General features: G+C 55.4%; 16 protein-coding genes. 8 read left to right on the forward strand and 8 right to left on the reverse strand.

Translation table 11 applies throughout. The features are described from left to right. Nucleotides 1–403 precede the first annotated feature (403 nt). Both ACCC84_RS15660 and mdtD read left to right on the forward strand, forming a co-directional pair. The gene (locus ACCC84_RS15660; RefSeq protein WP_004956846.1) at nucleotides 404–1,105 is read left to right on the forward strand and encodes a FadR/GntR family transcriptional regulator; all 702 of its coding nucleotides are present in this window, start codon (nucleotides 404–406) and stop codon (nucleotides 1,103–1,105) included. A gap of 41 nt (nucleotides 1,106–1,146) precedes the next feature. Beyond that, nucleotides 1,147–2,565, forward strand: coding sequence for a multidrug transporter subunit MdtD (gene mdtD, locus ACCC84_RS15665; protein WP_371902055.1), 1,419 nt, complete (start codon nucleotides 1,147–1,149; stop codon nucleotides 2,563–2,565). Here the strand turns inward: mdtD and rbsR are convergent. The 7 genes from rbsR to kup all read right to left on the reverse strand — a co-directional run bounded on the left by rbsR (nucleotide 2,562) and on the right by kup (nucleotide 10,436). Next, nucleotides 2,562–3,563 (reverse strand): ribose operon transcriptional repressor RbsR, encoded by a 1,002-nt coding sequence (rbsR, locus tag ACCC84_RS15670; RefSeq protein ID WP_273868405.1) that lies wholly within the window; start codon nucleotides 3,561–3,563, stop codon nucleotides 2,562–2,564. The two genes, mdtD and rbsR, sit on opposite strands and share 4 nt — an antisense overlap. A gap of 5 nt (nucleotides 3,564–3,568) precedes the next feature. Beyond that, nucleotides 3,569–4,495, reverse strand: coding sequence for a ribokinase (rbsK, locus tag ACCC84_RS15675; RefSeq protein WP_004956852.1), 927 nt, complete (start codon nucleotides 4,493–4,495; stop codon nucleotides 3,569–3,571). A gap of 65 nt (nucleotides 4,496–4,560) precedes the next feature. Then, the gene (gene rbsB / locus ACCC84_RS15680; protein ID WP_004956856.1) at nucleotides 4,561–5,448 is read right to left on the reverse strand and encodes a ribose ABC transporter substrate-binding protein RbsB; all 888 of its coding nucleotides are present in this window, start codon (nucleotides 5,446–5,448) and stop codon (nucleotides 4,561–4,563) included. 23 nt (nucleotides 5,449–5,471) lie between these two features. Continuing rightward, nucleotides 5,472–6,440 (reverse strand): ribose ABC transporter permease, encoded by a 969-nt coding sequence (gene rbsC / locus ACCC84_RS15685; protein ID WP_004956859.1) that lies wholly within the window; start codon nucleotides 6,438–6,440, stop codon nucleotides 5,472–5,474. A gap of 6 nt (nucleotides 6,441–6,446) precedes the next feature. Then, nucleotides 6,447–7,952 carry a ribose ABC transporter ATP-binding protein RbsA gene (rbsA, locus tag ACCC84_RS15690; RefSeq protein ID WP_004956862.1) on the reverse strand — a complete coding sequence of 502 codons (1,506 nt, stop codon included), beginning with the start codon at nucleotides 7,950–7,952 and terminating at the stop codon, nucleotides 6,447–6,449. A 7-nt stretch (nucleotides 7,953–7,959) separates the two neighbouring features. Continuing rightward, nucleotides 7,960–8,379 carry a D-ribose pyranase gene (rbsD, locus tag ACCC84_RS15695; RefSeq protein ID WP_004956866.1) on the reverse strand — a complete coding sequence of 140 codons (420 nt, stop codon included), beginning with the start codon at nucleotides 8,377–8,379 and terminating at the stop codon, nucleotides 7,960–7,962. A gap of 188 nt (nucleotides 8,380–8,567) precedes the next feature. Continuing rightward, entirely contained in the window at nucleotides 8,568–10,436 is a 1,869-nt protein-coding gene (gene kup, locus ACCC84_RS15700) for a low affinity potassium transporter Kup (RefSeq protein ID WP_004956870.1), read from the reverse strand. 283 nt (nucleotides 10,437–10,719) lie between these two features. Between kup and ravA the strand changes: the two genes are divergently transcribed. Next, nucleotides 10,720–12,228, forward strand: a complete 1,509-nt coding sequence (ravA, locus tag ACCC84_RS15705; protein ID WP_198774075.1) for an ATPase RavA — start codon at nucleotides 10,720–10,722, stop codon at nucleotides 12,226–12,228. Nucleotides 12,229–12,230: 2 nt separating this feature from the next. Continuing rightward, nucleotides 12,231–13,694, forward strand: coding sequence for an ATPase RavA stimulator ViaA (viaA, locus tag ACCC84_RS15710; RefSeq protein ID WP_198774076.1), 1,464 nt, complete (start codon nucleotides 12,231–12,233; stop codon nucleotides 13,692–13,694). 3 nt (nucleotides 13,695–13,697) lie between these two features. Here the strand turns inward: viaA and asnA are convergent, their stop codons facing one another. After that, the gene (gene asnA / locus ACCC84_RS15715) at nucleotides 13,698–14,690 is read right to left on the reverse strand and encodes an aspartate--ammonia ligase (RefSeq protein WP_273868416.1); all 993 of its coding nucleotides are present in this window, start codon (nucleotides 14,688–14,690) and stop codon (nucleotides 13,698–13,700) included. Between the two features lie 154 nt (nucleotides 14,691–14,844). Between asnA and asnC the strand changes: the two genes are divergently transcribed. The 4 genes from asnC (at nucleotide 14,845) to rsmG (ending at nucleotide 18,871) form a co-directional block, all read left to right on the forward strand. Beyond that, complete coding sequence (asnC, locus tag ACCC84_RS15720; protein ID WP_004956886.1) at nucleotides 14,845–15,306, forward strand: transcriptional regulator AsnC; 462 nt, start codon at nucleotides 14,845–14,847, stop codon at nucleotides 15,304–15,306. A 96-nt stretch (nucleotides 15,307–15,402) separates the two neighbouring features. Then, nucleotides 15,403–15,843, forward strand: coding sequence for an FMN-binding protein MioC (mioC, locus tag ACCC84_RS15725; RefSeq protein WP_039991458.1), 441 nt, complete (start codon nucleotides 15,403–15,405; stop codon nucleotides 15,841–15,843). 379 nt (nucleotides 15,844–16,222) lie between these two features. Then, nucleotides 16,223–18,112: a tRNA uridine-5-carboxymethylaminomethyl(34) synthesis enzyme MnmG gene (gene mnmG / locus ACCC84_RS15730; protein WP_273868420.1), complete on the forward strand. Its 1,890-nt coding sequence runs from the start codon at nucleotides 16,223–16,225 to the stop codon at nucleotides 18,110–18,112. 138 nt (nucleotides 18,113–18,250) lie between these two features. Continuing rightward, nucleotides 18,251–18,871 carry a 16S rRNA (guanine(527)-N(7))-methyltransferase RsmG gene (gene rsmG / locus ACCC84_RS15735; RefSeq protein ID WP_004956896.1) on the forward strand — a complete coding sequence of 207 codons (621 nt, stop codon included), beginning with the start codon at nucleotides 18,251–18,253 and terminating at the stop codon, nucleotides 18,869–18,871. Nucleotides 18,872–19,271: the final 400 nt, after the last annotated feature.

The raw sequence follows: 19,271 nt of genomic DNA on the forward strand, positions 1-19,271 counted from the left end.
ATTTTTTTGCTGCCGAAGCAGCTGGATATCGTCTTGTGAGTGCCCACACAGATTGTCTGATAAATTGTTAAAGAGCATCGCCGGCGTTAAAACTCATCGGCGCGGGCTGCGTATACTACGCTTTTCGCCCTGAGAGTCAAGCGTTTATTTCGCTTTCGTCTCACTGACTGGGTGGTTCGTCTTGCGTTTAAGCAGTCGTTGTTCCCGGTCAGTGGAGGCGCATTATAGGGAGTTCTCAGAAGGCCGCAACCCCTAATTTCAAAAAACTTTTCAAGCGCGGCTTTTTTCGACAAAAGTGATAAAAAAGGGTGTTTTTCCGCCAGTTTTTCAGCAAAACAGCCACTAAAGCCGGCTGACAGTAGAGTAAAATAACAATAACGATGTAAGCCAAGGATCCGCAGCCATGCAATTTAATGCTCAACAACGGGCCGCCCAACGTAATCTTTCTTATCTGTTAGCAGAAAAACTCGGTCAACAGATACTCGCGGGCGAATTTGCTGCGGGCAGTATCCTGCCCGGAGAGATGGAATTGGCAGAAGCCTTCGGCGTCAGCCGTACCGCAGTGCGAGAAGCGGTGAAGATATTGGCGGCGAAAGGCATGTTGTTGCCGCGCCCGCGTATTGGCACCCGCGTTATGCCGCAAAGCCAGTGGAACTTCCTCGACCAGGAGCTGCTCACCTGGTGGATGACACGGGAAAACTTTGATCAGGTCATGCAACACTTCCTGATTATGCGCACCTCGCTGGAACCACAGGCCTGCGCGTTGGCGGCAACCCACGCCAGCAAACAGCAAAAAGCGCAGTTAGAAATGCTGATGGCGGAAATGCGCGCGCTGCATGATGAATTCGATCGCGAACGCTGGATTCAGGTCGATACGCAATTCCACCAGCTTATTTATAAAGCCAGCGGTAATCCGTTTCTTACCTCCTTCGCCAACCTGTTCAGTTCGGTTTACCAAAGTTACTTCCGCGCCATTACCGGTAATGAGGTGATTAAGCTGCCACACCATCAGGCGATTGTGGATGCCATTCTGGCCGCTGATGGCAGCGCCGCGCTGGCTGCATGCCAAGTACTGTTAAGCGAGAAAGATCCTTCTTCTATATAGATAGAGGAAAACAACGTGCCGACAATCAACCAGGAACCGTAATGACAAAATCCGCGCGCAGTATGGCTGGGCTACCGTGGATCGCCGCCATGGCGTTCTTTATGCAGGCGTTGGACGCCACCATTCTTAACACCGCCTTGCCGGCGATAGCCCATAGTCTGGCGCGCTCACCGCTGGCAATGCAGTCGGCGGTCATCAGCTATACGTTAACCGTCGCGATGCTGATCCCGGTCAGCGGCTGGCTGGCAGACCGCTATGGCACCCGACGGGTGTTTATTATCGCCGTCTCGCTATTTACCCTGGGGTCATTGCTGTGCGCCCTGTCACCCAGCCTGAGTTTCCTGGTCATTTCGCGCATCGTGCAGGGCATTGGCGGCGCAATGATGATGCCAGTGGCACGGTTGGCGTTGTTGCGCGCCTACCCACGCAGTGAGCTGCTGCCGGTGCTCAACTTTGTCACCATGCCGGGGTTGATAGGGCCCATCCTCGGGCCGTTGCTCGGCGGCTGGCTGGTGACCTACGCCACCTGGCATTGGATTTTCCTGATCAACATTCCCATTGGTTTGCTCGGCATTCTGTACGCACGAAAATACATGCCGGATTTCACCACGCCGAAACGGCCATTTGATTTCGTCGGATTTATGCTGTTTGGACTTAGTCTGGTATTGATATCCACCGGACTGGAACTGTTCGGCGAGCGGGTAATGGCCAGCTATGTTTCGCTTGGCGTGCTGCTGAGCGGGTTTGTCGTGCTATGGGGTTATATTGCGCACGCCCGTCGCCACACTCAGCCACTGATTGGTCTGGATCTGTTCAAGACTCGGACTTTTTCGGTCGGCATTGCCGGCAACGTGGCATCACGGCTCGGAACCGGCTGCGTGCCCTTCTTGATGCCGCTGATGTTACAGGTCGGTTTTGGCTATTCGGCGATTATTGCCGGCTGCATGATGGCGCCAACTGCCGTCGGTTCGCTGATGGCAAAATCCACCGTAACCCAGGTATTGCGCTGGTTTGGCTATCGTAAAACCCTGGTCGGCATAACCCTGGTTATCGGCGTGCTGATTGCCCAGTTCGCCCTGCAAAGCCCGGGGTTGCCGTTATGGCTGATGATTGTGCCGTTATTCGTGCTCGGCATGGCAATGTCGACCCAGTTCACCGCGATGAATACCATCAGCCTGGCAGACCTGAATGACAGCAATGCCAGCTCCGGCAATAGCGTACTGGCGGTCACTCAGCAGCTATCGATCAGTTTTGGCATTGCGGTGAGCGCGGCGGTACTGCGTTTTTATGATTCGCTGTCGATCGGTACCATGATCGACCACTTCCACTATACCTTTATTACCATGGGCATCGTCACCATGGTATCGGCCTTTGTGTTCATGCTGTTACGCAAAAAGGACGGACGCAATCTGATTACCGGCAAAGAGAAGCGCGAACAACCGGCAAAGACGGTTGGCTAACGGCGGCCGACCGAGGCTCGCTCCACCAGCTCAGGCGTCAGCACCAGCACCTGGGCGTCACGCTCCGGGTTTTGCAGGCGATTGATTAACGCGTCAATCGCCAGTTCGCCCAACGAATCTTTCGGTTGATGAATGGTGCTCAACGGCGGTGCTAAATATTTCGCCAACTCGATATCGTCGTAGCCCATTACCGCCATGTCCTGCGGTACGCGTAGCCCGGCCTGGAACAAGGCCTGATAAACGCCAACCGCCACCGCATCGTTACCGGCAAAAACCGCATGCGGCGGAGTCTCCAGCGCCAATAGCTGCTGCATGGCGCGCACCCCGCCTTCAAATTCAAAGTCACAGTGCACTTCATAACCCGGCAGGATCGCCAAACCGGCACGCTGCATGGCCCGGCGATAGCCCTCCAGACGATGGCGAGCGGTGGTTTTATCCTGCGGCCCGGCAATGCAGGCAATATGGCAATAGCCGCGCGCAATCAGGTGATCGGTAGCCATTTCGCCACCCAGCAGCGAGTTATCCTGAATAATGTCGTTGGCGCCTTCAAACGGCGCCCAATCCATCATGACGATCGGCAGCGAAGGGTAGCGGCTCAGCGCATCCTGCGAAGGGCGATGGTTTTCGGTGCACATCAACAACAACCCGTCGACGCGTTTTTGCAGCAGGGTTTCCATGCTGCGATTCATACGCGCCGCGTCCTCTTCGGTATTGCACAGAATCAGGCTGTAGCCGCGCTCATAACAGCTTCGCTCTACCCCGCGCACCACCTCGGCGTAAAACGGGTTATTGCTGGCGGTCACCAGCATGCCGATGGTACGCGTCTGGTTGATCTTTAGACTGCGAGCCAGCGCGGAAGGCGCATAGTTGAGCCGTTCGACGGCCGCCATCACTTTGCTGCGCACGCTATCGCTGACAAAACGATTATTATTGATAACGTGCGAAACCGTGGAGGTTGAAACACCCGCCAGGCGAGCGACATCTTTCATGGTGGCCAAGGCATTTACCCCTGCTGCTGCAAGAAGGCGTCGATCTCGGCACGCCAGGGTACCGAAGGCTGCGCGCCCGGACGCGTAACGGCAATAGCCGCCGCCGCATGAGCGAACCGCACCGCCTGGTTCAGGGTCTGTCCTTCCAGCAATGCCGTCAACAGCGCGCCGTTGAAGGTATCGCCAGCGGCGATGGTGTCGACCGCCTTGACTCGAAAGCCCGGCACCAGCTTGCCGTCACCGTTTTCACTCAGCCACACGCCTCGGCTGCCAAGGGTGATCAACACCGTTTCGATGCCTTTAGCATGCAGCACGCTGGCAGCACGCGCCGCATCAGCATCATTATTGACAGCAATTCCGGTCAAACGCTGTGCTTCGGTCTCGTTGGGGGTAATCATGTCGATCATCGCCAACAGTTCATCCGGCAATTCCCGTGCCGGCGCCGGGTTGAGGATCACCCGGGTAGCGTGCTGTTTTGCCAGCCGCGCCGCAGCGATAACGCTTTCCAGCGGCGACTCAAGCTGCATCAGCAACGCCGCCGCGTCGATCACCGACTGCCGGTAACGTTCAAGATATTGCGGCGTGAGTGCCGCATTGGCGCCAGCATCGATGCCAATCACGTTCTCACCGTCACCGTTAACGAATATCAGCGCCACGCCGGTAGTACTGCCATCGATGGCTTCAACAGGCTGAGTATCAATCTGGTCGCCGGCCAACTGTTGGCGAATGCGTTCACCAATATCATCTGCGCCCACGCAGGCAATAAAGGCGATATCCGCGCCGCTGCGGCCGGCAGCAACTGCCTGATTGGCCCCCTTGCCGCCAAACGCCACTTTATACTGCTTCCCGATCACCGTTTCGCCCGGCCGGGGGAACTGGTCGACATTAAGGATATGGTCAGCATTGATGCTACCCAGAACCACCAGCTTTCCTGTTTCCATCGCATTGTTTCCTGCTTGCAGTGCGCGCCACCGACAACGCTCGTTCCGGCGGCACGCGATCACACTTATTGGGTGACCAGTTTCAGATCTACCGGGATAGTAGCCGGTACTTTCTCGCCTTTCAGTACTTTATCGGCGGTTTCGACGCCGATGACGCCGATCTGATCCGGACGCTGCGCCACGGTTGCCGCCAGTTTGCCACCTTCAACCGCTTTTACACCGTCGGCGGTGCCATCAAAGCCCACGACTACCACGTCAGTTTTACCGGCGGTCTGCAGTGCGCGTAGGGCACCCAGCGCCATTTCGTCATTCTGCGCGAACACCGCCTGAACCTGTGGATGTGCGGTCAGCAGGTTCTGCATTACGTTCAAGCCCTTGGTACGATCGAAATCGGCCGGCTGACTGGCCAACAGCGTGAATTTGTTCTGATCCAGCGACTGTTTGAAGCCTTCGCCTCGCTCACGCGCGGCAGAGGTGCCGGCAATCCCTTCCAGCTGAATCACCTTGGCGTCGGTCCCTACCTTCTTGGCGATAAAGTCACCGGCCATTTTGCCTCCCACGCGGTTATCCGAGGCAATGTGGCTGACCACCTCGCCTTTTGACGCCACGCGATCGAGCGTAATTACCGGGATTTTAGCCTGGTTGGCCATTTTGATGGCGTTGCCGACCGCATCGGAGTCGGTTGGGTTGATCAACAGCAGTTTCGGGTTCTGCACCATCAGATCCTGCACGTTGGCCAATTCCTTCGCCGGATTATTTTGTGAATCCAGCACCACCAGGTTGTAACCCAGCTTGTTGGCTTCCTGCTGCGCCCCCTCCTTCATTGAAACAAAGAACGGGTTGTTCAACGTCGATACCACCAGTGCAATGGTGTCTTTCGCCAGCGCATTCGCGCTCAGGGTGGCGCTCAGCGCAAAAGCTGAAGCCAGTACTGCCAGTTTTTTCATTTTCATGGTCGTGATTCCTGTAGGGGAGGTTACTTGTTACTTTTATTGTCTACCAGAACCGCCAGCAGTATGACTACCGCCTTCACGATCATTTGGTAGTAGGAAGAAACACCCAGCAAATTCAGTCCGTTATTCAAGAAACCAAGGATCAGCGCACCGATCAGCGTACCGACGATCCGTCCTTTACCGCCCGCCAGGCTGGTGCCACCCAGCACCACCGCGGCGATGGCGTCCAGTTCATAACCGGTACCGGCGGTCGGTTGCGCAGAGGAAAGGCGAGCAACTTCGATCACTCCGGCCAGCGCTGCCAACAGGCCGCACAACGAATAAACGATGATCTTGACGCGGTCGACGCTGATACCGGACAGACGGGTCGCCGCTTCGTTACCACCCAGTGCGTAAATGTAGCGGCCCAGGCGGGTATGGTGCAGCATGTACCAGGCGGCAATAAACACGATGGCCATGATCCAGATCGGCGTCGGTACGCCCAGCGGACGGCCGATGCCGAACCAGCCGAAGGTATCCGCCACGTCGGTAAAACCGGTATTGATCGGGCTGCCGTTGGTGTACACCATGGTCACCCCGCGCAGCAACAGCATCATGACCAGCGTGGCGATAAACGCCTGGACTTTGCCTTTGGCGACGATCACGCCAGTACAGGCGCCTACCGCAGCCCCCAGCGCCAACGCGGCGGCAACCGCCACCACGGCGTTGACTTCAAATCCGACGATCGACGCAGCAACCGCGCCGGTCAGAGCCAGCAATGACCCCACCGACAGATCGATGCCGGAGGTCAGAATAACCAGCGTCATGCCGACCGCCATAATGGCATTCACCGACGTCTGTTGCAGAATGTTGAACAGGTTGTTCACGGTGAAGAAGTTCGGACTCATGGTTGAAACCACGGCGATCAGCACCAGCAGCGCAATCAGCGACTTCTGTTCTAACAGCCATTCTTTACTGAACCAGCGCTTAGCTGCGATAGTCTGGGAACTCATATCTGATTACTCCTGCTTTACGCCGTATTGCTTGCCGACGGCCGCAGCCATCAACGCTTCCTGAGTAGCCTGCTCAATCGGGAATTCCCCGCTGAGGTGGCCTTCATGCATCACCAGTACGCGATCGCTCATCCCCAGCACTTCCGGCATTTCGGAAGACACCAAAATGATGCTGAGCCCTTCCTGTTTAAACTGGTTGATCAACTGGTAGATTTCTTTCTTGGCTCCGACGTCGACGCCGCGCGTCGGTTCATCAAGGATCAATACCTTTGGCCGGGTCATCAGCCCACGGGCGATCGCCACTTTCTGTTGGTTGCCACCGGAAAGCAGGCCGATGGGCTGATCCATTGAAGGGGTTTTTACATTGAACAAACGAATGAAGTCCCCGACAGCCAGCCGTTCTTCCGCATGCTTAAGCCCACCGCCGGCGCGGCTGAAATAACGCAGGGCGGTCAGCGACATGTTTTCCTTCACCGACATGCCCAATACCAGTCCGTCACGCTTACGGTCTTCCGAAATGTAGACGATGCCGTTGGCCAGACCGTCCTGTGGGGAATGGGGGTTCACCTCGCGGCCGTCCAGGGTGACACTCCCGCTGCGGCGCGCGGCGGCGCCGTAAAGGATCTTCATCAGCTCGGTGCGCCCGGCGCCCATCAATCCGGATACGCCCAGGATTTCGCCCTGGTAGAGATCGAAACTGACGTCATGTACCCCGGAGCCGGAAAGATGGCTGACCTGCAAACGTTTTTTACCACGCGGCAAATTCAGGCGTGGGTACTGCTCTTCCAGTTTGCGGCCGACCATCATTTCGATCAGCGAGTCTTCGTGCAGTTCGCTGACCGGACGTTCGGCAATAAACTGTCCGTCGCGGAACACCGTGACGTCATCGCAGATTTCAAATATCTCTTTCAGGCGGTGCGAGATGTAAACAATGCCGCGCCCTTGCGCTTTCAGTTCGTTGATCACCTTAAATAAAGAGGCGGTTTCGGTGTCGGTCAGCGCATCGGTCGGCTCATCCATAATGATCACTTTCGACTCGAAGCTCAGCACCTTGGCAATTTCCACCATCTGCTGATCGCCGATCGACAGCTCGCCCACCAGCCGGTGGCTGCTGTAACGCAGGTTGAGCCGCGCCAACAGTTTGTCGGCTTCGGCGTACATGCGCGGCCAGTCGATACGGCCAAAGCGGTTGACGAACTCGCGGCCAAGAAAGATGTTTTCTGCAATCGTCAGCTGCGGGATCAGGTTCAATTCCTGATGGATAATGCCGATGCCGGCGTCCTGCGAGTCTTTTGGACCGTTAAATGCCACCTCTTTGCCGAGAAAATGCTGGCTGCCGGCGTCTTTACTGTAGATACCGGTCAGCACTTTCATCATGGTGGATTTGCCAGCGCCGTTTTCGCCCACCAGCGCCATCACCCTGCCGGGATACACGCTAAGCGCCGCGCCGGACAGCGCTTTCACCCCGGGGAAGGCTTTATCAATCCCTTTCAGTTGCAATAAAGGTTGCATAAATGCCTCAGAAAGTTACGCCGGCGCACAGGATCACATTCGCGTACGGCGAGCATTCGCCACTGCGGATCACCGCACGACTGTGTTCGGTTTGCGCCTTGAATTCAGCGTGGCTGATGTAACGCACGCTGACGGTGTTGCCCTGCGCCTGACCCAGCTGCGCCAGTTGCGCCAACAGCGCCTCATGGAGCGACGGGTTCTGCTTGACGATTTCCTCCGCCAGCAGAGCACTTTCGACCTGCATTTCCTGCGTTACCGTTGCCAACACCTGCAAAAACGTCGGTACGCCTTGCGTCAGCGCCAGATCGATGCGCGGTGTCGCAGCCGGAATCGGCAATCCGGCATCGCAAAGGGTTATCTGGTCGGTATGACCCAACCGCGCCACCAGCGCAGAAATGTCAGAATTGAGTAGCAGACCTTTTTTCATTTATCACTCCACGTCACTTCGTGAGCGAAACGTTTCGCTCGCCATAGAGTGTAAAAAATCGGCAGGGGAAGGCAACGGCGGAAAGCGGGAAATGTGATCACCATCGAAACGTTTCGATCACGTTAGGCAAACGGCACAAATAAAAAAGGCTCTGCACGATGGCAGAGCCTGATTGAACCCCGGCGAAATCAGATCTCGACCTGGGTACCCAGTTCGATCACCCGATTCGGCGGTATTTCGAACTGATCCGGTGCGCGCAGCGCATTGCGGCTCAGCGCGATGAACAATTTTCCGCGCAGGAACAGATACCACGGACGCTTGGTGAGGATCAGCGACTCGTGCGACATAAAGAATGACGTTTCCATCATGCGGCACGGTAACCCTTCCAGCCCGCAGCGGTGGAAAACCTCCTCCACGTTCGGCGTTTCACGCCAGCCGTAGCTCGCCACCACACGCCAGAAGCTTGGCGACAGCTGTTCAATGGTCACCCGACGCACGTTGTGCACATAGGGCGCGTCTTCGGTGCGCAGCGTCAGCAGCACAACCCGTTCATGCAACACTTTGTTGTGCTTGAGGTTATGCAGCAGGGCAAACGGAATCACGTTAATCGCCCGCGACATAAATACGGCGGTGCCCGGAACGCGTACCGGTGGCGATTTCTCCAGCGATGCGATCAGCGCCTCCAGTGAGTTGCCATGTTCGTGCATTCGGCGCAGCAGGCGGAAACGCTCGCTCTTCCAGGTGGTCATTACGATAAACATCACCAGCCCGATGGTCAGCGGCAACCAACCGCCAGAGAACAGTTTCAACGCATTGGCGGAAAACATCGGCACGTCAATAAATAGCAGGATGGCTAAAATGCCGACGGCCAAAAAGCGGTTCCAGTGCCAGTTCTTGATCGCCACCGAGGTCACCAGAATGCTGGTCAGCACCATGGTGCCAGTGACGGCGATGCCGTAGGCCGCCGCCAGGTTGCTGGAATGCTCAAAACCGAGGATCACCAGCACGACCGCGATATACAGCATCCAGTTCACCACCGGAATGTAGATCTGGCCTGACTCCATTTCCGAAGTATGGATAATGCGCATCGGTGACAGATACCCCAAACGCACCGCCTGACGCGTCAGGGAAAACACGCCGGAAATCACCGCCTGCGAGGCGATAACCGTGGCCAGCGTCGCCAGTATCAGCAACGGAACCAGTGCCCAATCCGGCGCCAGCAGGAAGAATGGGTTTTTAATCGCTTCGGGATCCTTCAGCAACAGCGCACCCTGGCCAAAATAGTTCAGCACCAGTGACGGCAATACCACGGTAAACCAGGCCAGGCGAATCGGGAACTTGCCGAAGTGGCCCATATCGGCGTACAGCGCTTCCACACCGGTGATCGCCAGCACCACCGCGCCCAGCGCGAAGAATGAGACTTTTTTGTATTCAAGGAAGAAATTCAGCGCCCAGCTTGGGTTCAGCGCTTGCAACACCTCTGGATTGGCGATGATGCTGCGTACGCCCAACACCGCCAGCGTCAGGAACCAGACCAGCATCACCGGCGCGAACAGCTTGCCGACGCTGCCAGTGCCGTGTTTCTGGATGACAAACAGCAGGGTCAGTACCAGTATCGATAGCGGGACAATAAAGGGATCCAGCGACGGCGCGGCGATTTCCAGCCCTTCAATGGCCGACATCACCGAGATAGCCGGGGTGATCACCACCTCGCCATAAAAGAAGCTGCCGCCGATCAGACCGAGGATCACCAGTACGGCGGTCGAACGCGCGGTGGTATTGCGCCCGGCCAACGACATCAGGGTCAAGATGCCGCCTTCGCCGGCGTTGTCTGCGCGCATTACATACGTCAGATACTTCAGTGAGACGATGATCACCAGCATCCAGAAAATCAGCGACAAAAAGCCAAAGACCACATCGGGTCGGACATCAAAACCATAATGGCCAGAGAAACACTCTCTGAGGGTATAAAGCGGGCTGGTGCCAATATCACCGTATACCACGCCGATGGCCGCCAGGGTTACTGCGGATAGGGACTGCTTGCGTTCTGTGCTCATATGCGTTTCTTTAACTAGAACAACCGTTAGCGATGCATCCGCATCAACCAGGGATACGGGCTCTAAGATCCGTTACGTCCACCAAAAGGCGCACAGTATGCACGAATTATCCTGCTTGCCTACCCTTTAATATGCCGCGAAAAAATCACAAAATGTGAGTAGGCAACCTTTTTGATAATAGAAAAATTTTACTAATCAACAAGCTATACCATTAAAAATAATGGTGGTTTATTATCGGCTTCTCGAACAATATTGGCTAACTCTCGGACAACGCGGCAAAATTATGGCGTCTTCATCATTATTGGCAGAACGAATTTCCCGTCTCAGCAGCGCGCTGGAGAGCGGCCTTTATGAGCGACAGGAGGCAATTCGGCTATGCCTGCTGGCGGCCTTGAGCGGCGAGAGCGTATTTTTGCTTGGTCCGCCGGGTATCGCGAAAAGCCTGATCGCCCGCCGCCTGAAGTTTGCCTTTCGCAGCGCCCGTTCGTTCGAATATTTAATGACGCGCTTCTCCACGCCGGAGGAAGTGTTCGGTCCACTGTCGATTCAAGCGCTGAAAGACGAAGGGCGCTATCAACGTCTGACCGCCGGTTACCTGCCGGAAGCGGAAATCGTGTTTCTCGATGAAATATGGAAGGCCGGGCCGGCGATCCTCAATACCTTGTTGACCGCCATCAACGAACGCCGCTTTCGCAACGGCAACAGCGAAGAGCCGATCCCGCTGCGCCTGCTGGTTACCGCATCGAATGAGCTGCCAGAGGCCGACAGCAGCCTGGAAGCGTTGTATGACCGCATGCTGATCCGTCTGTGGCTGGACAAAGTGCAAGACAAGCAGAATTTCCGCGCACTGTTGACCAGTCGACAAAACGACAGCGACAACCCGGTGCCCGACGCGCTGAGCGTCAGTGATGAAGAGTTTTACCAGTGGCAGGCGCAGATTGACAGCGTCGCGCTGCCGGAAGGCTGTTTTGATCTGATTTTCCAGCTGCGCCAGCGGCTGGACGCATTGGAACAGGCGCCCTACGTCTCCGACCGCCGCTGGAAAAAAGCGCTGCGCCTGTTGCAGGCCTGCGCCTTTTTCAGCGGTCGAGACGCCATTGCGCCAATCGATCTGATGCTGCTGAAAGACTGCCTGTGGCACGATATGACTTCGTTGAAGCTGATCCAGCAGCAAATCGACCAGTTGCTGACCGAACAGGCTTATCAACAACAGCCTTTGCTGATCCAGCTTCAGCAAATCCATACCCGCTGGATGCAGCACCAGCAACAGCAAAGCGATCGCCAGGCTATCAGTCTGGTGAAAAAGGGCGGCATGTTCAGCCGCAAACCGCAATATGCCTTGGCCACGCCGCTGAGCGGCACCACTTTGACGCTGCTGTTGCAAAAACCGCTGCAACTGCATGATATACAAGTCAACCACCTCAGCATCGACATTAGCGCGCTGGAAAGCTGGCTGCAAAAGGGCGGCGACGTGCGTGCCAAGCTGAACGGCATCGGCTTTGCCCAGCAAATCGATCTGCAGGTTGATGAACAATTGCACCTGGCAGTGCTCGACGTCAGCCGCCAGCCCTCACTGCTGGCATTGCCCGGCAAACAGACCAGCGCCACACCGCCGGAGCTGCTGGAGCAAATGGAAACGCTAACGCAACGGTTGGCCGAACAGCGCCGGTTGTTCAGTCAGCATCAGCCGTGCCTGTTTACCGCCGCGGCTGGGCTGGCGAAGATTGAGGCCAGTCTGTTGCAGGTTGCCGAGCAAATCAAACAGCAGCACCAGCAGATGCGCGGCCAATAACCATGCTCAGTCTGGAAACGCTCGACCTGTTGCTGGCGATCACCGAAGGCGAACTGATCGAAGAGATGATCGTCGCCATGCTGGCGGCACCGCAACTGTCGGTGTTTTTCAAAAAATTCCCGGCGATTCGTCGCGCGCTGGATCGCGATTTGCCACGCTGGAAGTTGCAGTTGAAAGAACGGATCCATGAAGCCATGGTCCCCCCGGCGCTGGCGCAGGAGTTCTATCGTTATCAACAGTGCCAACTGGAAAACAATAGCCAGTTTTACCATAACCTCAACGATACGCTGGATCTGCTACGCCAGCTGGTATCGCCGTTTTACGAACAGGCGCGCAAGCTGGTGGATACCGCCGATTTGCCTAACCATCCGCTCGACGACAGTTTTCAGACGCTGTTCCTGCAACGCTGGCGTATCAGTCTGACGCTGCAAGCCACCATGCTGCACCACCAGTTGCTGGAGCAGGAGCGCGAACAGTTGATGGCCGAACTGCAGGAGCGTCTGGCATTAAGCGGGGCGCTGGAGCCGGTGTTGGCGGAAAACGACACCGCCGCCGGACGCCTGTGGGACATGAGCAAAGGGCAATTGCAACGCGGTGATTATCAGCGGCTGGTGGAATACGGCAACTTCCTGCAAACGCAGCCGGAATTGAAAAAACTGGCACAGCAGCTGGGCCGCAGTTATGAAGCCAAAGCGGTGCCGCAGCAGGACGCGGTACCGGAACCGTTTCGCGTGCTGGTACAGGTACCGGCTACCCTGCCGGAAGAAGTGAACGGCGTGCACCAGAGCGACGATATCCTGCGCTTGCTGCCCGCCGAGCTGGCAACGCTGGGCATCGACGAGCTGGAGTTCGAGTTTTATCGCCGCCTGCTGGAAAAGCGCCTGCTGAGTTACCGCCTGCAGGGTGACGCCTGGCAGGAAAAGGTGGTGGTACGTCAGGTTACGCATCAGCAACAGGATCGGCAGCCGCGCGGGCCGTTTATCGTCTGCGTCGATACTTCCGGCTCGATGGGCGGTTTCAACGAACAGTGCGCCAAGGCGTTTTGCCTGGCCTTGCTGCGCATCGCGCTGGCGGACAATCGGCGCTGCTATATCATGCTGTTTGCCAACCAGATTGTGCATTATGAACTCACCGCTGCCAGCGGCATTGAACAAGCGGTGCGTTTCCTCGGACAACATTTTCGCGGCGGTACCGATTTGGCGGCCTGCCTGAGCGCAACGGCGGGGAAGATGGCGGAAAGCGGCTGGTTTGACGCCGACGCGGTGATCATTTCCGACTTTATTGCTCAACGGTTGCCTGAAGAGGTAATAAAGAAGGTAAAGCAACAACAACAAAGCCACCAGCAACGTTTCCATGCGGTGGCGATGTCAGCGTATGGCAAACCCGGCATTATGCGCATCTTCGATCATATCTGGCGCTTTGATACCGGATTAAAAAGCCGTTTGATGCGCCGCTGGCGACGCTGAGACTTACAGTATTCCTTCAACCGCGTCGCGCAGTTCCGGCGACCACACGCCACATTGCACCTGGCCGATATGCGACAGTTGCAGCAACAACATCACCAGACGTGACTGACCGATACCGCCACCAATGGTCTGCGGCATTTCACCGCGCAGCAGTGACTGATGCCATTCCAACGCCAGGCGTTCGCCGTCCCCGGTCTGCGCCAGCTGACGTTTAAGCGCTTCGGCATCGACGCGGATGCCCATTGAGGAAATCTCGAACGCGTCTTGCAGCACCGGGTTCCACACCACGATATCGCCGTTCAGCCCGGCCAGTCCCTCCGCCGTCGGCGTGGTCCAGTCATCATAATCCGGCGCGCGAACATCGTGCGATTTGCCGTGCGATAATGCGCCGCCAATGCCGATCAGGAATACCGCGCCCAGTTCTTTGGCTATCGCGCGTTCGCGCCCTTTGGCATCCAGCTGTGGGAAACGCTGCAACAGGGTTTCGCTGTGCACAAAGTGGATCTGTTCCGGCAGGAACGGCGTCAGGCCATATTCACGACTTACCGCCGCTTCCGTTTCCTTTATTGCCGCATAAATGTGACGTACGGTGCCTTGCAGGTAATCCAGGTTACGTTGACCGTCGCCCATCACCCGTTCCCAATCCCACTGATCGACATACACCGAGTGGATGGCGCTCAGGCGATCTTCATCCGGTCGTAGCGCTTTCATATGGGTATATACGCCTTCGCCGGCGCTAAAATCATGACTGCCAAGGGTTTTTCGTTTCCATTTGGCCAGTGAGTGCACCACTTCAAAGCTGGCGTCCGGCAACGCCTTGACCTTGACCTGCACCGCTTTTTCACTGCCGGAAAGGTTGTCCTGCGTGCCATCACCCAGACGGCTAAGAATCGGTGCCTGTACTTCGATCAGACCCAGCTGCTGTTCAAGCTGGCGTGAGAAGAAGGATTTGACGAAGCTGATTTGCTGTTGTTTTTGGATAAACTGTTTTTTCATTGCCGTTACTCTCGAAATCTGTCTCTGTTGCTAACGATTAAGCAACACATACGGCACCATATTCAATAACCAGCAAACAATATTGCCTTTTCACTTTTAATCGCTCATTTTTAGGCGATGATAATTCCATAAACAATAATCAACGGGGGATTAAATGGCAGAAATTTATCAGATCGATAATCTCGATCGCGGCATCCTCAACGCCTTGATGGCCAATGCGCGTACGCCGTATGCCGAACTGGCGAAAACCTTTGCCGTCAGCCCCGGCACCATCCACGTGCGGGTAGAGAAAATGAAGCAGGCGGGGATCATTACCGGCGCGCGGGTCGACGTGAACCCAAAACAGCTGGGTTATGACGTCTGCTGTTTTATCGGCATTATATTAAAGAGCGCCAAAGACTATCCGTCCGCATTGCAAAAACTCGAAAGCCTGGAGGAAGTGGTCGAGGCGTACTACACCACCGGCCACTACAGTGTGTTCATCAAAGTAATGTGTCGCTCAATTGACGCGCTGCAACAGGTACTTATCAACAAGATCCAGACGATTGATGAGATCCAGTCGACGGAGACGCTGATCTCGCTGCAAAACCCCATCATGCGTACCATCAAGCCGTAGCGCATAATTTACTATACCCATATTATCCACAGGTAGATCCCAGCCGTTTCACAGCGTACAATGCTGCCTCTTTGGCAAGGTTGGGATCATTCATTCATGGCAGACATTACGCTGATCAGTGGCAGTACGCTTGGTAGTGCTGAATATGTAGCTGAACATTTGGCTGAAAAACTGGAAGAAGCCGGTTTTTCAACCGACATGCTGCATGGGCCTGAGCTGGATGAATTAACGTTGTCCGGTCGTTGGCTGGTGGTGACCTCAACCCACGGCGCCGGGGAGTTGCCGGATAACCTGCAACCGCTGTTGGAACAGATCGGCGAACGTCAGCCCGATCTGTCCCGCGTGCAATTTGGTGCCGTCGGTTTGGGTAGCTCCGAATACGACACCTTCTGCGGTGCGATCGTCCAGATCGACGATCTTTTACAGGCCCGCGGTGCCAAAAGGATCGGTGATCGTCTCGAGATCGACGTCACCAAACATGAAATTCCCGAGGATCCGGCAGAAGAATGGGTCAAGAATTGGATTAATTTACTCTAATTCGTACAAAGATCGCGCTAACGATTGTGTATAACTATGCTTAAAAGCAGGGTAAAACCGGTAGTTATCCAACTAACAACCGCAGTACGCTTTTCATGCTGTGCATAAGTCGCCATTTAGATCCCAGCTTATCAGCCGCAGGATCACCGATCATTCACAGCTAACGATCCTCCTTAATACGCTGATCTTCATGGTGAATAATCGGTTATCCACAGAGGATCGCGATCCTAATAAGAGATCTAATAAAGAGATCTTTAAATAAAAAAGATCTTCTTTTAATTACCGACGATCCGCACCACTTGGTCGATCGTCTAAACTTGAGTAGAATCCCCACCCCGGGCAAATAACGGTCGTTGGCAATACGGCGAGGTGCAGTTCCATGTTTTATCCAGATCAATTTGACGTCATCATCATCGGTGGTGGCCATGCAGGTACCGAAGCCGCCATGGCTGCGGCACGCATGGGACGTCAGACGTTATTACTGACGCACAATATCGATACGCTGGGGCAAATGTCTTGCAACCCGGCGATTGGCGGTATTGGCAAGGGGCATCTGGTAAAGGAAATTGATGCACTTGGCGGCCTGATGGCCACGGCGATCGACCATGCCGGTATTCAGTTTAGGATACTAAACGCCAGCAAAGGGCCAGCGGTTCGCGCTACTCGCGCACAGGCCGATCGCGTGTTATATCGCCAGGCGGTTCGCAGCGCACTGGAAAACCAGCCGAATCTGACACTCTTCCAACAACCGGTTGAGGATCTGATTGTCGAAAACGATCGGGTGGTCGGCGCCGTTACTCAAATGGGCCTCAAGTTCCGTGCCAAGGCGGTGGTGCTTACCGTGGGGACCTTCCTGGACGGAAAGATCCACATCGGGCTGGAAAATTACAGCGGTGGACGAGCCGGCGATCCGCCATCCATTTCGCTGTCACAGCGTCTGCGCGAACTGCCGCTACGGGTCAATCGCCTGAAGACCGGTACGCCACCGCGTATTGACGCCCGCACCATTGATTTCAGCGTATTGGCTGAACAGCACGGCGATACGCCGATGCCGGTGTTCTCGTTCATGGGCAATGCCAGCCAGCATCCGCGGCAGGTACCGTGCTATATCACGTATACCAATGAAAAAACCCATGACGTGATCCGTAACAACCTCGATCGTAGCCCGATGTATGCCGGGATCATCGAAGGGATCGGCCCACGTTACTGCCCGTCGATCGAAGACAAGGTCATGCGCTTTGCCGATCGTAACGCGCACCAGATCTTCCTCGAGCCAGAAGGCTTGACCAGCAACGAAGTTTATCCAAACGGTATTTCCACCAGTCTGCCGTTCGATGTGCAGATGCAAATCGTCCGCTCGATGGAAGGCATGCAAAACGCGCGTATCGTGCGTCCCGGTTACGCCATTGAGTACGATTTCTTCGATCCGCGCGATCTGAAGCCAACGCTGGAAAGCAAATTCATTCAAGGTCTGTTCTTCGCCGGACAGATCAACGGCACCACCGGTTATGAAGAAGCCGCAGCCCAGGGCTTACTGGCCGGTTTGAACGCTGGCCGTTATGCCGTTGATGACGAAGGTTGGTCGCCACGCCGCGATCAGGCTTATCTCGGGGTGCTGGTGGACGATCTGAGCACTCTCGGCACCAAAGAGCCGTACCGCATGTTCACTTCACGCGCGGAATACCGCCTGATGCTGCGTGAAGACAACGCCGATCTGCGTCTGACGGAAAAAGGCCGCGAACTGGGCCTGGTGGACGACGTTCGCTGGGCGCGCTACAGCGAGAAGCTGGAACTGATCGAACGCGAACGTCAGCGTCTGCGTGACGTTTGGGTACATCCGCATTCTGACAACGTTGCGCAGGTGAACAGCCTGCTGAAGGCACCGCTGTCACGTGAAGCCAATGGCGAAGAGCTGCTGCGCCGACCGGAAATGGACTACGCCCAGCTGACCGCCGTTGACGCCTTCGCGCCGCCGTTGACCGATACCCAGGCCGCCGAGCAGGTGGAAATCCAGGTAAAATACGAAGGTTACATCGCTCGCCAGCAAGACGAGATCGACAAGCAGCAGCGCAATGAAAATACCGTATTGCCGCTGGATCTGGATTATCGTCAGGTTTCCGGTTTGTCGAACGAAGTGATCGCCAAGCTGAATGACCACAAGCCAAACTCGATCGGCCAGGCTTCACGCATCTCAGGCATTACGCCGGCGGCGATATCCATTCTTTTGGTGTGGTTGAAAAAACAGGGTTTGTTGCGCCGCAGCGCATAAATCGACGTTTTCAGCGGTCGTTTGCCTAACGGATGTACAAACGGCCGCTGACATCACTTGCAGCCTGAACTATCATAGTCGCCTCGTTTGGTCAGCCCGGTTTGCTGACTGCATCGCGCCCCGTCAGAGGATTCCGTTGTGGACAAAAAGTTAGACTCGCTGCTCGCGGCGGCCGGAATTTCGCTTCCCGATCGTCAAAAACAGCAGTTGCTCGGGTATGTCGGCATGCTGGACAAGTGGAACAAAGCCTACAACCTGACGTCGGTGCGCGATCCGCAACAAATGCTGATTCGCCATATTCTCGACAGCATCGTGGTTAATCCGCATCTTGCAGGTATGCGTTTTATTGACGTTGGCACCGGCCCAGGATTGCCCGGCATTCCGTTGGCCATCGTTCGTCCTGATGCGCACTTCACCCTGCTCGATAGCCTGGGCAAGCGCGTACGCTTCCTGCGTCAGGTTCAGCATGAACTAGGGTTGAACAATATCGAACCGGTACAAAGCCGCGTAGAGGCCTTTGTTGCCGAGCCACCGTTTGACGGTGTCATCAGCCGTGCGTTTGCTTCATTGCAGGATATGCTGGCCTGGTGTCACCATTTGCCTGCGAAAGGGCAGGGGCGTTTTTATGCGTTGAAAGGCGTTCGTCCTGATGAGGAGCTGGCTCAGTTGCCCGCAGGCATCGAGCTTGAAACTGTCGTTCGTTTACAGGTGCCGGAGCTGGAAGGGGAACGTCATTTGGTGGTACTTAAGGCCAACTAAGTTTGTTTTTGATCAAAGCGACGTCTGATTGTTTGAGGATTACTCGAATAACTTAGCATGCTAATTAATTGCCTGCTTTTTTTAGTTAATTTACTTTTTATTAACACAAAAGCCGCAGCTAATTCGCGACAATAGCGTAATTGCAGTAGGAAATAGTTTCGTTAGCAACCATGCGTACAGGTTTTGTATTTGTCGGTCATGTTACGTGATGGTTGCAATATCCCCTCGGATAATGTCAATAAAATGTTTTTGTCGAGTGGAAAGGGTGTTTTCGAACGGTTAACATGTAATGGTTTGATTTATAATATTTTTATTTCGCCCGATTAGCTAAAGACCGTGGTGTTGCCAATGGTCTATAAAATAGCACTGGTCATTATTGTGATCGGGGGCACGTTTCGTA

Origin of the sequence: Serratia odorifera (genome assembly GCF_041448735.1) — a bacterium.
Taxonomy (GTDB): domain Bacteria; phylum Pseudomonadota; class Gammaproteobacteria; order Enterobacterales; family Enterobacteriaceae; genus Serratia_F; species Serratia_F odorifera.

Excerpts from the sequence above, each read along its gene's own strand:
- ravA (WP_198774075.1), top strand. The coding sequence starts at position 10,720 with ATGGCGTCTTCATCATTATTGGCAGAACGAATTTCCCGTCTCAGCAGC.
- kup (WP_004956870.1), bottom strand. The coding sequence starts at position 10,436 with ATGAGCACAGAACGCAAGCAGTCCCTATCCGCAGTAACCCTGGCGGCC.
- rbsA (WP_004956862.1), bottom strand. The coding sequence starts at position 7,952 with ATGCAACCTTTATTGCAACTGAAAGGGATTGATAAAGCCTTCCCCGGG.
- mioC (WP_039991458.1), top strand. The coding sequence starts at position 15,403 with ATGGCAGACATTACGCTGATCAGTGGCAGTACGCTTGGTAGTGCTGAA.
- mdtD (WP_371902055.1), top strand. The coding sequence starts at position 1,147 with ATGACAAAATCCGCGCGCAGTATGGCTGGGCTACCGTGGATCGCCGCC.
- rbsK (WP_004956852.1), bottom strand. The coding sequence starts at position 4,495 with ATGGAAACAGGAAAGCTGGTGGTTCTGGGTAGCATCAATGCTGACCAT.
- rbsC (WP_004956859.1), bottom strand. The coding sequence starts at position 6,440 with ATGAGTTCCCAGACTATCGCAGCTAAGCGCTGGTTCAGTAAAGAATGG.
- viaA (WP_198774076.1), top strand. The coding sequence starts at position 12,231 with ATGCTCAGTCTGGAAACGCTCGACCTGTTGCTGGCGATCACCGAAGGC.
- mnmG (WP_273868420.1), top strand. The coding sequence starts at position 16,223 with ATGTTTTATCCAGATCAATTTGACGTCATCATCATCGGTGGTGGCCAT.
- rbsB (WP_004956856.1), bottom strand. The coding sequence starts at position 5,448 with ATGAAAATGAAAAAACTGGCAGTACTGGCTTCAGCTTTTGCGCTGAGC.
- asnA (WP_273868416.1), bottom strand. The coding sequence starts at position 14,690 with ATGAAAAAACAGTTTATCCAAAAACAACAGCAAATCAGCTTCGTCAAA.
- asnC (WP_004956886.1), top strand. The coding sequence starts at position 14,845 with ATGGCAGAAATTTATCAGATCGATAATCTCGATCGCGGCATCCTCAAC.
- rbsD (WP_004956866.1), bottom strand. The coding sequence starts at position 8,379 with ATGAAAAAAGGTCTGCTACTCAATTCTGACATTTCTGCGCTGGTGGCG.
- ACCC84_RS15660 (WP_004956846.1), top strand. The coding sequence starts at position 404 with ATGCAATTTAATGCTCAACAACGGGCCGCCCAACGTAATCTTTCTTAT.